Origin of the sequence: Sphingomonas sp. SKA58 (genome assembly GCF_000153545.1) — a bacterium.
Taxonomy (GTDB): domain Bacteria; phylum Pseudomonadota; class Alphaproteobacteria; order Sphingomonadales; family Sphingomonadaceae; genus Sphingobium; species Sphingobium soli.
Map to the genome: position 1 here is coordinate 78,770 of NZ_CH959309.1, position 13,218 is coordinate 91,987.

15 protein-coding genes are annotated in these 13,218 nt (G+C 60.9%); 6 read left to right on the top strand and 9 right to left on the bottom strand.

The annotated features are described in order from the left end of the window. Positions 1–956 precede the first annotated feature (956 nt). The 9 genes from SKA58_RS18505 to SKA58_RS18540 all read right to left on the bottom strand — a co-directional run bounded on the left by SKA58_RS18505 (position 957) and on the right by SKA58_RS18540 (position 7,636). Complete coding sequence (locus SKA58_RS18505) at positions 957–1,628, bottom strand: DUF2231 domain-containing protein (RefSeq protein WP_009823986.1); 672 nt, start codon at positions 1,626–1,628, stop codon at positions 957–959. A gap of 91 nt (positions 1,629–1,719) precedes the next feature. Further along, entirely contained in the window at positions 1,720–1,854 is a 135-nt protein-coding gene (locus SKA58_RS20535) for a hypothetical protein (RefSeq protein ID WP_266101055.1), read from the bottom strand. Between the two features lie 4 nt (positions 1,855–1,858). Further along, entirely contained in the window at positions 1,859–2,590 is a 732-nt protein-coding gene (locus SKA58_RS18510) for a PepSY domain-containing protein (protein ID WP_009823988.1), read from the bottom strand. A gap of 27 nt (positions 2,591–2,617) precedes the next feature. Further along, on the bottom strand, positions 2,618–3,136 hold the full coding sequence (locus SKA58_RS18515) for a YybH family protein (RefSeq protein WP_009823989.1): 519 nt from the start codon (positions 3,134–3,136) through the stop codon (positions 2,618–2,620). A gap of 24 nt (positions 3,137–3,160) precedes the next feature. Beyond that, positions 3,161–4,474, bottom strand: a complete 1,314-nt coding sequence (locus tag SKA58_RS18520) for a copper resistance protein B (RefSeq protein ID WP_009823990.1) — start codon at positions 4,472–4,474, stop codon at positions 3,161–3,163. Then, positions 4,471–6,279 carry a copper resistance system multicopper oxidase gene (locus SKA58_RS18525; RefSeq protein ID WP_037544129.1) on the bottom strand — a complete coding sequence of 603 codons (1,809 nt, stop codon included), beginning with the start codon at positions 6,277–6,279 and terminating at the stop codon, positions 4,471–4,473. Before SKA58_RS18525 ends, SKA58_RS18520 begins: the two co-directional genes overlap by 4 nt. 31 nt (positions 6,280–6,310) lie before the next feature. After that, positions 6,311–6,895, bottom strand: a complete 585-nt coding sequence (locus SKA58_RS18530) for an RNA polymerase sigma factor (RefSeq protein ID WP_009823992.1) — start codon at positions 6,893–6,895, stop codon at positions 6,311–6,313. Positions 6,896–6,901: 6 nt separating this feature from the next. Beyond that, positions 6,902–7,336 carry a Spy/CpxP family protein refolding chaperone gene (locus tag SKA58_RS18535; RefSeq protein WP_009823993.1) on the bottom strand — a complete coding sequence of 145 codons (435 nt, stop codon included), beginning with the start codon at positions 7,334–7,336 and terminating at the stop codon, positions 6,902–6,904. A gap of 3 nt (positions 7,337–7,339) precedes the next feature. Further along, positions 7,340–7,636 (bottom strand): hypothetical protein, encoded by a 297-nt coding sequence (locus SKA58_RS18540; RefSeq protein WP_009823994.1) that lies wholly within the window; start codon positions 7,634–7,636, stop codon positions 7,340–7,342. A 139-nt stretch (positions 7,637–7,775) separates the two neighbouring features. Here SKA58_RS18540 and SKA58_RS18545 point away from each other — a divergent pair, with 139 nt between their 5' ends. The 6 genes from SKA58_RS18545 (at position 7,776) to SKA58_RS18570 (ending at position 13,207) form a co-directional block, all read left to right on the top strand. Beyond that, the gene (locus tag SKA58_RS18545; protein ID WP_009823918.1) at positions 7,776–8,807 is read left to right on the top strand and encodes an IS110 family transposase; all 1,032 of its coding nucleotides are present in this window, start codon (positions 7,776–7,778) and stop codon (positions 8,805–8,807) included. Between the two features lie 320 nt (positions 8,808–9,127). After that, complete coding sequence (locus SKA58_RS18550) at positions 9,128–9,832, top strand: class I SAM-dependent methyltransferase (protein WP_009823995.1); 705 nt, start codon at positions 9,128–9,130, stop codon at positions 9,830–9,832. Continuing rightward, positions 9,829–10,293, top strand: a complete 465-nt coding sequence (locus tag SKA58_RS18555) for a DUF411 domain-containing protein (RefSeq protein WP_008603937.1) — start codon at positions 9,829–9,831, stop codon at positions 10,291–10,293. Before SKA58_RS18550 ends, SKA58_RS18555 begins: the two co-directional genes overlap by 4 nt. A 337-nt stretch (positions 10,294–10,630) precedes the next feature. Continuing rightward, positions 10,631–11,932 (top strand): APC family permease, encoded by a 1,302-nt coding sequence (locus SKA58_RS18560; protein WP_269572094.1) that lies wholly within the window; start codon positions 10,631–10,633, stop codon positions 11,930–11,932. A gap of 130 nt (positions 11,933–12,062) precedes the next feature. Then, entirely contained in the window at positions 12,063–12,794 is a 732-nt protein-coding gene (locus tag SKA58_RS18565; RefSeq protein ID WP_009823997.1) for a glutaredoxin family protein, read from the top strand. Then, positions 12,791–13,207 carry a potassium channel family protein gene (locus tag SKA58_RS18570; protein ID WP_008603934.1) on the top strand — a complete coding sequence of 139 codons (417 nt, stop codon included), beginning with the start codon at positions 12,791–12,793 and terminating at the stop codon, positions 13,205–13,207. The genes SKA58_RS18565 and SKA58_RS18570 overlap by 4 nt, the downstream gene beginning before the upstream one ends. The last annotated feature ends 11 nt before the right edge of the window (positions 13,208–13,218 follow it).

The window sequence follows — 13,218 nt, forward strand, 5'->3', positions numbered from 1 at the left end:
AATCACCAATCGCTAGCAGTTTAGGTCTCCGCCTACGGATCTGCGATTGGCAGCGACTAGCAGCCCTTTTTGGCGGATATCCGTCTATTTCCGCGCTGGTTTTGCGTATGAGATCGAATGAAATACTCTGCTCGTCGATTGGACGAATGCGGCCGTTGTACTTCGGGCTCAATCCATAGACGCTAAGTGAACCGCTTACCTTCGTCCTCCCAAGCCGACAACGCTCCGGCTTTTCCCGATTCCGACAGATGCGGTTGCTTTCATAATCATCGAGGCGATTTTCTGCGCGCTGCTCACATAGCACAATGCCATGCCGGCAAGCGCCTGGCACCGGGACAGCAAAGCCGGGCAAGCGGAACCCCGCGAGTCGGGTTGGGCTTCACGCGGGGTTCCTGGACGGCCCCTTGGGGGCACCTGCGACCCGCAGGGCTTCGGGGGGAGGCGGGGCCGTCCTTTCCTGATCTTGCGATGTTCGTTGCGGTTTCCTGCCCAGGGTATCTCCTGAATAGCCGTGTCACCGGGGAACGCGCCCGATCACATGCTGTCCATGTCGTGATCGGCCATCGAGAACATGTCATGGCCCGCATGGGGATCGGCGGGCGGGGTCGCCTCGCTCGCGGGTTGCGTGCGCGTTGCTGGCGCTGCGGGTGTGGCAGTTGCGCGTGATGCGGGCGGGACAGCGCGCCGTGACGCAGGCGTGGCGGCGCCAATTGTCGAAAGAGCGTCCTGACGTGCGGCCGCTGCCTCATTTTCGGAGGGAGAGGTTGCCGGGTCTGCAAGACCCGCCTCGGGTGCCGTGCCAGGCATCACCGCAGTTCCGCCCATAGGCGAAACCTCAGCAGCCGGTGTGCTCTCCTGCGCTTGGTCACAAGCGGCGAGAGCGAACGTCAATGGCGCGGTCGCGAGAAATGCTATCGCGGTGTTCGATTTCAGAATTCGCATGTTATTCAACTCCTTCAGAGCCACGAAACGCCAAGATGGTCCGGTCCGTGCGCGAGCTCGCCGCCAAGGAACCCCTGGATGAGAACGAGTGCCGCCATGGAGAAGATCGACGCGCGCAACCATGCGCGGCTCTGGCTCGGCCTGCTCGCGAGGTATGCCATCGCAATACCGAGAACCGCGATCAGCATACCGGTCCATCGATGGACTTGCATGACAGTATCGCCGCCGAACCACAGACCGGTGTGAATCCATCCGAACAGAACTGCGACGACTGCGCCGATTGCTCCGCCGTAGACGAGTACGCGCACCGCACTTTCCAGGCCCGCTCCTTTCCGGCGCATCACGAACAATTCGGTGGCCGCAGCCATGAAAAACAAGGCGATCGGGAAGTGGATCGTTGCCGGATGCAGCTTTTTCAGTACGGCCATGACGCCGGTTTCGCTCTCATCCGCATGGCCACCGGCCTCGTCATGGGCTGCGCCCGCTTCATCGTGCGCGCCGGAGGACTCGCCAGCATCCGCAGTCTCGCCCATCTGCGCCATGGCCGCCTGGTCGTGCACATCGCCATTGGTGGCAGCAGGCGCGGCGCTCGCCTCTTCGCCGTGCTTTTCGTCGCCATGAGCCTGAACGGGTCCGACGAAGAGCAGGCTTGCGGCGAGCAGCGCCAGAAATGAGGGGGCTTTCATGTCTCGTATGTCTCCCGACCCTGCAGTTAAAGTGCGACCTATGTGCCTGATACGCACGGCAGCCGCGTGCCCCTCGCATTAATTTGATAGTTCAGCGCGACTGAAGTGCGCCCGGGTGGTCACGCTTGCTGGCGGCATCATCGCGATCGTCGAACGCATTCGGCTCCTGGCCGCGTTCGGCCTGGCGAACGAGGGTAAAGCGTTCGCCCACGCGAATAAGCCCCATGGGCTCAGGCGAGCTTGCTCTTCTTTGCGCGGCGGCGCAGCCTCGGCATCCGGTTCGCCAGCAGGACGAAACCCGACAGGGCTATGATCGTGCCGCCAATGCCGAACAGCAGCAGCCACCAACTGTTGATGCGGTCGCGCTCGGTCCAGTCCATGATGTGGAGGCCCCAGATGAAATCGAACAGGCGCCATGTATCGCTGCGCGCTGCCCCGAGCGTGCCGCTGGCGGCATCGATGTAGATGCGCGTCGAAGCCTCGTCAGCATAGGTGACCTGCCAGGCCGGAAAAGGGCCGCGAAACTCGGTTCCGATGGGGTCATCGACGATCCGTGCGGCCTCGATGGTCGTGCGCGGCCCGGTCCATGCGCGCAAGGCGATGGATTTTGCCGTTGCCGCCGAGATGGGGGAGAGTTTACGCCCAGTCACCGGATCGTGGAGGCTCACGCTACCGTCAACCTTGCGGACCTCGGTCACGGCATCGCCGTCGAGCGAACGTGTCGTTACCGCTGCAAGAGTACCGTCGTTTGCGACCCAGGCCGGGAGCGGGGCATCGGCGGGCAGCGCCTCTTGTTCACGCGAAACGACATGTTCGGAGCGAACTTCTTCCAGGTCGAGAAACGACATGAGGGCGCCGGTTCCCATCCACAAGAGAACCTGGACACCGACGAAAATCGCCAGCCATTTGTGGATCTTGCTGCCGAGCACATGCAGGCGCAGCTTCAGCGACGGCGTTGCCAACCGGTGCTACCTCTTCGAAAGCCGTAATCAGTTGCGCGGCGCGCGCGACGAGGAATGGTACTGGACGATTCTCCACCCGTCCGCATCGTGAGCAAGCACCGATGTCGCCACGCCGTCGCGCTCGATCACCCGGCCATCGCTAAGTTCGATGCGATAGCCATACGTCTCATAGGCATGGGCCATGTGCCCCATCCGGGTGACGGTCAGCGTGGGGTCGGTAAAGGTGAAGCTCACAATCGCGTCGAGCTCGGGGCCCAAATGGTGCTCCATGTAATTGGCAAAGCTTCCTTCGGCCTTGCCATTCTCGAAGATCGCCGAGTCCTCGGCGAAGAGCGCGCGCATTGCCTGCGCGTCGCGCGCTTCAAGAGCGGTGCGATAGGCCTTGAGGGTTTCTTCAGCGCCCGCGACATCGTCCGCCGAAGCGTCCATCGCGTGCATCTGATGGTTCGCATGGGAAGAGTGGTCCATCTGCTGCGCGAAGGCTGGCAGCGGTATCAGCGTGGCAACAAGCGCAGTCGCCGCGATGCGTGTCAAAGTCTTGGTCATGGAAGTTCTATCCTTTTTGAGATTTCAGAACCAGAATCGCACACCGACGACATAATTGGTGACGCTCGGATCCTCTCCGGCGGCCCGCGCAAAATCCGCGCTGTCGCCGATGCGCCATTCCTGGGAAACGCCGACATAGGGCGCGAATTCGCGTGCGAACTCGTAGCGAAGACGCAGACCTGCCTCGATCCGGTCGAGGCCAGCGCCAATGCCGAGTTCGGGAATATCCTGAGCGGAAAGTGCGATTTCGGCACGCGGTTGAAGGATCAGCCGCTGCGTGATGCGCTGATCAAGTTCGCCCTCAAAACGCGCCGTCACATCGCCCTTGGTGGAGACGAAGGCCGCGGCATCGACCTCGAACTGGTAAGGCGCGATCCCTTGGATACCGATAACCGCGTGCGTGCGTTCCGGACCGGTCAGGTCCTGGCGAACACCCGCCTGGAAATCGAAGAAGGGCGCAATGGCGCGGCTCCAGAGCGCCTGGACCTCGGCGCCTTCTATGGGTTCGCCGAAGCTGCCCTCACCCTCGGACTTGAACCAGAATTTGTCGATGTCGCCGCCATAATATCCCTGGATGTCCCACAGATATCCATCCTTCCCCTCGCGGGCGCGGTACTCGAGCCGGTCGCCCTGAAACCAGAAGCGCATTCCTCCGTCGGTCTCGCGGACAAGCTCGCGGCGCGCTTCGTTCATGGCTTCCTCGCCCCAGATGGCGACCGCCGCGCGCGCTGGGCCGCTCCCTGCTTCTGGAGGAGGCGGCAGCAGCGGGATATCATCGTCCGAGCCCATCTGCATCGCCGAATGGTCCATGCCCTGCCTGTCCTGCGAAGGCGTCTCCCCATGGTTCATCTGGCTGTGATCCATCTGCCCATGGTCCATCGACGAACTGGCCTCCGCCTGACCCATCTCGCCGTGATTCATCTGCGAATGATCCATCGCGCCTTCGGCGGGCTTGCCCTGCGGCATCGAGCCGTGATCCATTCCTTCATGACTTTCGGGCAATGCCTGTGGACGGGCAGCGTCCACAGGCATTGTCATGCCAGAATGGCCATCCTGAGCGGTCATCGCACCATGATCCATGGTTGAGTGATCCATCTGCGAGCGGTCCATGGCGGCTTCAGGTTGAGCAGCCGGTTCGCATGCTCCATCTGCAACCGGATGCCCCATCGCGCGATGGCGCTCGGCTTCTTCCTCGCACTTCGTCTTCGCGTCAGCCTGCGCCTCGGCGCTTTGCTGCGGCTCCGCCGGCGAATGACCGGCATGCTGCGCCGCCGCGGGGGAGGCGAGAACTGAGCCGGCTGCGACCGATGCGAGCAGGCTGACAATACGAATTTTCATGCTTCGCTCCCGTCGGGATTGGCGACCGTGACGATCTGAAACATCCCGGCATGCATGTGGTAGAGAAGGTGACAGTGGAAGGCCCAGTCGCCCGGCTCGTCCGCCGTCAGGTCGAACTGCGCGCTGCCACCCGGCTGCAGGATTACCGTGTGCTTGAGCGGTTGACGATCGGCCGGCGCGCCATTGACCAGCTCGAAGAAATGACCGTGCAAGTGAATGGGGTGCGCCATCATCGTGTCGTTGACGAGCTTCACGCGCACGCGCTCGTTATAGGCGAAACGGATCGGCTCGTCTGAGACGGCGGAGAACTTCTTGCCGTCGAACGACCACATGTAGCGCTCCATATTGCCGGTCAGATGAATTTCCATTCGCCGGGACGGCGTGCGGCCCTCGCGGTGTGGAGTCAGAGCGCGCAGCTTGCGATAGTCGAGCGTACGATGCGGCACATCGGCGAGACCGATGCCGGGATCGCCCATGCGGTCGACCGGGTTCATCGAGACCATGTCGAGACCGGGCCCGACCTTCACATCGGGCGGCAGAAGCGACGTGTCGCGCATCTGCATCCCCGACATGCCGGCCATGCCTGCCATCTCGGATTGGCCGGACGAACCATGATCCATCCCCGCCATGTCGCCGCCACTTCCGTGGTCCATGCCCGACATGCCGGCATCGCCAGACGAGCCGTGGTCCATGCCGCTCATGCCCATGTCGGCCATGGTCAGAAGCGGCGGATCGCGCAGCGGCGGAATGGCGGCGCGAGCGCCGGTTGCGCTCGCGAGTGTGGCAATACCCATGCCCGAGCGGTCCATCGACTCCGCGGCCAGCGTGTAGGCTTGTTGCGCGCCCGGCGTCACGACGACGTCGTATGTCTCGGCCACACCGATCTGGAACTCGTCGACCTCCACCGGCTCGACGTTCTGCCCGTCCGCCTGAACGATGGTCATCGGCAGGCCGGGAATGCGAATATTGAAGAAGGTCATGGCGCCGGCATTGATGAAGCGCAGCCGCACGCGTTCGCCCGGGCGGAAGAGGTATTCCAGATTGTCGAGCGGGCCATGGCCGTTCAGAAGATAGGTATAAGCCGCGCTCGACACGTCGAGGATGTCCGTCGGCATCATGCGCATTTTCGCCCACATCCGGCGATCCTCGCCCGAAAGCGGGTAATCGTCGGTCCAGGTGTTCTGGTTGTAGTTGAAGTAGCCTTCGCCCTTCTTGAGCTTGTCGAAAATCGTGTGGGGCGACATTTCGCTGAATTCGCTCAGCACCACGATATATTCGCGGTCGGCCTGGACCGGATCGGGTCCGGCGGGGTCGACCACGATCGCGCCGTAATGCCCGGCCTGTTCCTGCAGGCCGCTATGCGAGTGCCACCAGTAGGTACCCGACTGGCGAACCGGAAATTCGGCGGTGAAGGTCTCTCCCGGTTTGACGCCGGGAAAGCTCACGCCAGGCACTCCATCGAGCTGAAACGGCACGAGCAGACCGTGCCAGTGGATCGAGGTATCTTCCTCGAGCTGGTTATGGACATTGAGCCGGACGGTCGTGCCTTCCTGCAATCGCAACAGCGGACCGGGGATCGTGCCATTGACGGCGATCGCGCCGCCGCGCCTGTTGCCGGTCGCGAAGGCCGATCGGGCAACGGTGAGGTCGATATTGGGGCCGGATATCTCGTCCAGCCCCTTGCGGGCGTTACCTGCGAGGATGTCCGCGCCCCGTGCCCAGGCAGGCATCGCCCCGGCAAGGCCGAGCAGACCCATTCCTCCTGCTCCGGCTCCGAGAAACTTGCGTCGATTGACGGCGATCATAAAGGGCTCCTGACTTGGCGTTTACCGTTACTTACGCGCGCGCCCAGCCAACCCCCCAAAGTTTTTCGAAGCGCTCCTTCAGCCTGTTGCGCGCGCGATATACGCGGGTTTCGATCGCCTTTTCGGTCGTTCCGAGAAGATCGGCCGCCTCGGCCTGGCTACGCCCCTCGATGGTCACGAGCACAAGCGCTTCGCGCAGCCTTACAGGCATTCGCGCGATCTCGGCCTGAACGAGATTGAGCTCTTCCCTGGAAACGGCCAACGCTTCAGGACCCGGCAAATCGTCGGCGATGGAATGGAGTTCGTCATCACCCGACAGTCCGAAAAAGCCCGCGACCTTGCGCCTGCGCAAACGGTCCCGGCAGCGGTTGAGGACGACGGTTGTCAGATAGGGTCCGATCGGCTTGTCCGGATCAAGCCGATGGCGCGTCAGCCACACCGAAGCGAGGCTGTCCTGAACAACGTCCTCGGCCTGAGAAGGAGAGGAAAGCATGCGTGTCACGAGCGCGAGAAGCCGACCAGTTTCATGCTCGACGAGTTGGCTGAAAGCCCGCTTGTTTCCAGCCCTCGCCTGCGAAACAAGGGCCTCATCCGGATTGTCGCCCGCCCCCGACATGGCGCTTCAGTCGCGAGGGTCGCGGGTCAAGGCGTCGGAGACCTTGCGGTCGAACTGGCGTTGCTGCTCGGGTTCGAGAATTTCGCGCATGTCGAAGACATGGCGCACCGTTGCTTTCTGCAGATCGCCCATGCGTGCATGCACCTCGTCGATCGCGGCCGAGACCTCGGGACCGTACTCATGCTCGGTTTCCATCGCCTGGGCGAGCCGGGCATTGGCTGCACGCGCCGATCCTTCGAGCCGTGCCCTTTCGACAGCGAAACGAGCCTCGAGCGCATCGAGACGCTGCTCCTGGTCGGCCGTCAGGGTGAGTTCGTCGTGCACGAAATCGTGGAGGCCGGAGCCAGCCTCGTGATTGGCCCAGCGGTCCGCGGCAATCGCGCCGAGGCATCCTGCAAGTGCTGCGAGAAGCACCGCGAGAACGATATGCGTCGTCTTCAAACCCTATTGCTCCACATGGAGGAGCGCCGATGGGGACAGCTGTTCGCCGAGGATAAGACTCTCGCCAAATGACGCGGAAGACGTGCCATAGCCGCCGGGCCAACCGCTCGTTCCGGCGCCAGCTCCAAGCCCGACGACGAACAGACCGACGAACAGAGCCGTCCGGCGGCGTCGGTCGGCGATTTCGCCAAGCTGTCCGGCGCGCTGCCAAACGCCATCCATGAAGTCCGCGGGGACCTCGCTGGTGCCGGTGGCGGAAAGGGTTCCGAGCACCGCATCAAGAGAGTGATTGTCACGCATCCGAAAAACTCCTGTGGGTTGCACGTGTCCTATACGCGCTCGCCTGCACAATCCCTTAAACTTCTTTATAGGATGGCCCGCCCCTTTTCCCCGGCAGCGGGTATGATGCCGGTGCTTGAGAAGGGAAAGGAACGGACCGATGTCTATTGTGATCCTTGGCGTTGATCTGGGCAAGAACGCTTGCAGCATCGTCGGTGTGGATGCGACCGGGGCGGTTGTCCTGCGCCGGTCGATGCGCCGACAAACATTGATCGATTACGTCTCGAAGCTACCAGCATGCATTGTAGCGATGGAGGCGTGTTGCGGCGCTCATCATATGGGCCGTCTCTTCGCCGGTCATGGGCACGAGATCCGGCTGATGTCACCGGAATACGTTCGCCCTTACGTGAAAGCGCAGAAAAATGACGACCGGGATGCCGAAGGCATCGCTGAGGCAGCATCACGCCCGACGATGCGCTTCGTAGAACTCAAAAGCCAGGATCAGTTAGATATCCAGACCCTTCACCGCGTCCGGTCCCGTTTGGTGGCTGAGCGCAGGAGCCTGATCAACCAGTTGCGCGCCATCATGCTGGAGCGCGGCACGATTTTTCCGGTTGGTCGCCGCAAGCTGGAACTCGGTGTTGATGCTTTGCTCCTTCAGGGGGAGGCAGGGTTGTCCCCTCGAATTCGCCGGCTCATCGGCGATCTTCGTACAGAATGGCGACACCTCGACGAGAAAATCGAGAGCCTGAACGCCGAGTTTGTTGAACTTGCCCGCAATGATGCCGCCGCCCGGCGTCTGACATCCATCCCCGGAATCGGGGTGCTCAACGCCACCGCGCTGATCGCAGCGGTCGGCAATGCCGGTAGCTTCGCCAAGGCCCGAGATCTGGGGGCATGGCTTGGTCTTGTCCCACGCCAGCATACCACCGGAGGCAAACCACGACTGCTGGGCATCTCGAAACGCGGCAACACCTACTTGCGAACCCTGCTGATCCATGGTGCCAGGGCCAGCCTGCCCTCGATCTCTCGAAGTGACACACCGCTCGGGCGATGGCTCAAAGCGATGCTGGAACGAGGTGTTCACCGCAATGCTGCCGTGGTCGCCCTGGCCAATAAGCTGGCGCGGATCGCCTGGGCCGCTTTGCGCAAGGGCGCAACCTTCGAACGCAGCTACCCCGTCGCCGTTTGAACCGATCGGCCTGATGCTCATCTGGGCATAGGCCAACGTTGTTTGCAGGAAGGATTGGAAAGATGGCCTGACAGTCGACCAGCATCTGGAAAGCCCGGTCAAAAAAATGGCACTTGCTGCCGACGTCTTTATTGCGGCTCCAGATGCGCGGATCTCCATCTTGGCCACGGGCTTGCTCGTGAGACCGTATACGTTGACGCAGACTGATCAGATCACCTCAAAATCATGCTTGCAAACGGGGCGGGCCATACGTTTTTTGAGGGAATGTCCACCACCATACGTAATCGAGACGGGTCTGTCAGAATCGGGTCGAACCCGGGATGAATGGAAACCAACTCGTGAGCAATATCACCGCACCTGAAGATCACGGCGAATTTACGCCTCTTCTTGGCAAGAGCTTTCTGACGCCGCTTTACGACCGGGCGATCGGTCTGTTCACCCGCGAACATCTCTGGCGCCAAAGGATTGTCGAAGAGCTGCACCTTGTCCCCGGCGACCGGGTGATCGATGTTGGCAGCGGAACCGGCACTCTTCTCAAGGCCTTGATGACGGATTGTCCGGAAGCGGGTCTGATCGGTGTCGAACCCGACCCGGATGCGCTCGCGCTTGCGCGGCGCAAGTTTGGCGCGGGAGCCGATCTCGTGAAATGGCACAATGGCTTTCTCGAAAGCCTCAAGCTACCCGCAGGGTGGCAGCCGAACAAGATCGTCAGCAGCCTCGTCCTGCACCAGGTCCCCTTGCGCAAGAAGCAGACAATCCCGGAAACCATCGAAAGCTTGCTCGTGCCAGGCGGAACCGTGTTGATCTCCGATTATATGAAGCAGGATAGCCCACTCATGCGGAGCCTCTTCCGGGCGACCGTCCAGTCTCTTGACGGCATAAGCGACACGCAGCCCAGCGCCGACGGCGAAGTCGAAAAACTGTTCGCCGAAATCTTCACCGAGCCATGCCTGCTCCAACGGTTCCCGACGGCAACCGGGACGATCTCGCTATGGCGCGGATACAAGAAAGGAATTGCACAATGAATTTGAAAAAGCCTTCGCTGCTCCGGCGATCGATTAGCGGCGCGGCCTTGCTCGTGCTGGCAGCCTGTTCGAACGTGGCTCAGGCAGCGACCTATACGATGTTCCGGGATCCAGGATGTGGGTGCTGTCTCAACTGGGCAGGCCATGTCGAAGACGGGATGAACACGAAGGTGGCATCGGTCGACAGCAACGACATGGCGGCGATCAAGACCGCGCGGGGCGTACCCCAAGAGTTATGGTCATGCCATACGATGGAGGTCGATGGATACATCATCGAAGGTCACGTGCCTGCAGAAGCCGTCGCCAAGCTTTTGCGCGAACGGCCCGCCGGCGTTGCCGGCCTCGCGGTTCCGGGAATGCCTCTGGGATCGCCCGGCATGGAGGCCGGAAACCGGATCCAGCCTTACGACGTCATCGCCTTTGGCCCAACCGGACAGAGCGTCTTCGCGTCCTTTCCGTAAGGGGGTGAAGCCACTCCATGCGTCGGCATGAAAGGTTGCAGGCGATGAGGACTAATTGCGGGAAGCGACACAGAAGCCTGTCGAACTTCTCGCCGGGTCCGGGCTGGCTGCCCCCACAGTCCCGGACCCTTCCAATTTGTATGATTGCAGCACGCACGAAATAGGAGAAATGCGATAGTCAAAAGCTCGGTCAGAAATGCTGGATCTTTTTAAGGGGTGAACCTCTGCCCAACGTACTGCTTGTCGTGATGCTTCTCGGACGGGATGACATAGACAGGGGAAAGACTTGCAGACAGATGGCGACGATCAACATAGCGAGAATGCGGGCTCGATAACGTTGCTGGGCGGTGTCGCGATGGGGACCGGCGTCATGATTGGCGCAGGTATCTTCGCACTGACCGGCCAGATTGCCGAACTGGCTGGACCGTTATTTCCGCTTTCTTTCATAGTCGGCGCGCTGGTTACCTCGCTTGCCGCCTACAGCTACATCAAGATGTCGAACCGCTGGCCCTCCTCTGGCGGCATCGCGATGATCCTTCAGAAGGCTTACGGACCGGGCGTCGTTGCAGCATCGGCATCGCTCCTGATGGCGCTGTCGATGGTCATCAACGAAAGCCTGGTCGCTCGGACCTTCGCGACCTATGCCTTGCGGCCCTTTGGGCTCGAAAGCAGCGGCATTCTGGTCTCCGTCGCGGCACTGGCCCTCATCGTTTTCGCCTATTTCGTGAATGCTGCCGGCAACAAATCGGTCAGCGGGTTTTCGCTCATTATGTCGGCAATCAAGATCGGCGGCATCGCCCTGTTCGCAATTGCGGCGATCTGGGCCACCGGATTTTCAGGCGGTGCCTTCGCAGAGCCGGTCGCGCTTTCGGGCCTCGACGCGTTGCTCGCTTCGGTCGCTTTCTCGATCCTCGCTTTCAAGGGTTTCACCACCATCACCAACAGCGGCGGCGAAATCATCGATCCGCATCGGAATGTCGGCAGAACCATTATCATTTCGATCGCAGTATGCGTGGTCGTCTACCTTCTCGTCGCGGTGGCGGTCGGCGCCAGCCTCAGCACTTCAGAAATAGCCGAGGCGCGCGATTACTCTCTTGCGGCAGCTGCGCGCCCCGCGCTCGGAGAGCTTGGCTTCTATTTCACAGTCGCAATCGCGATCGCAGCCACGACCTCGGGTGTCATCGCCAGTGTTTTCGCCGTTTCGCGAATGCTGACGATGCTGACCGAGATGAAGATGATCCCGCATAGCCATTTCGGCATGAGCGGACCGATCCGCAGTCACATGCTGGTCTATACCGTAGTGATTGCCGGCACGCTCGCGGTCCTGTTCGATCTGTCGCGGATCGCTTCGCTCGGAGCATTTTTCTATCTCGTAATGGACATGCTTGTGCATTGGGGCGTGCTGCGCGGTTTGCGGGAAGAGATCGGTGCGCGTGCCTGGGTGCTATGGTCGGCACTCGTGGCGGACAGCGTAGTCCTGACCGCTTTTGCCTTCGCCAAGCTCAAAACCGACCCTGCGGTCGTCGCCTATGCGGTCGCAGGCATTGCCGCCGTTTTCATCGCCGAATGGTTCTATTTGTCCAGGCGTTCGCAAGCGATGGACTCCGCTTCAGAAAGACCGGCGGAAGAGAGGCGGTGACCCCGTTAGTAGAACACGAGCGCAAAGGCAGCGACCAAAAGCCGACGAGGATCGAGGCGCCAAGTTCGCGGATCAAAAGAAATTCAAGACGGAGCATATCGTGACGACTAAAACTGCCACCGTTTACCGAATGGTCATGCCGGACCACGTTTGTCCGTATGGATTGAAAACGGTCGATTTGCTCAAACGCGAAGGTTTCGAGGTGGACGACCACCATTTGAAAACGCGCGAGGAGACCGATGCGTTCAAAGAGCAGCATGGGGTAGAAACCACCCCCCAAACCTTCATCGGCGGGAAGCGCATCGGAGGTTACGACGATGTCCGTGAGCATGTCGGCAAGAAAAGAACGCAAGCCGGTGATGACGAGACCAGCTACCAGCCCGTCATTGCCATTTTCGGCGTCGCTTTCCTCCTGGGTCTGGCAATTAGCTGGTACGTTTTCGACACGATTTTCACGGTGGAAGCGGTCGAATGGTTTGTCAGCCTATCGATGGCCTTGCTCGCGATCCAGAAGTTGCAGGACGTGCGCAGCTTCTCGACCATGTTCCTCAACTACGATCTGCTGGCGCGACGCTGGGTACGATATGGATTTCTATATCCGTTCGGTGAGGGTTTGGCTGGAATATTAATGGTCGCGCACGCGCTTCCGATCGTCTCGGTTCCGGTATCGCTGTTCATAGGGACGGTCGGCGCGGTCAGCGTGTTCAAGGCGGTCTACATCGACAAGCGCGAGTTGAAATGCGCTTGCGTCGGCGGAAGCAGCAACGTGCCGCTCGGCTTCGTATCGTTGACCGAGAACCTGTTCATGATCGGTATGGGTCTTTGGATGGGTGCCAAGGCCCTGGGTTGGGTCTCGCTATGATTTGGGCACTGCTTCTCGGTTTCGCGCTGTTCGCGATCTCTCTCTACTTCCACATGTTGATGCTGCGCGGGGCGAAAGCCGTTTCTCCGCCAGGCAAGGACCCACGCCATTTCCGGCTGCTTGCAGGCTCCAGCCTCGTTCTTCTCAGCCATCTGGTCATCGCCGGCATATTCGCGGGCGGAATGTATCTCGCTTCCGTCTGGGGCCTTGGCGGGCTCGAGAAGGACGTCATCAACAGCTGGATGGATTATTACTACTTCGCGCTGATCACGATCTCGACGGTCGGTCTCGGCGATATTCTGCCCGCCGGGCACATGCGCGCCATTTCCGGCATCGCCGCCCTTACCGGGTTCCTGATGATCAGTTGCACCGCCCAATATGTCTATCAAACCATGAGCGAAAAGGAGAATTGATATGGCTGAAG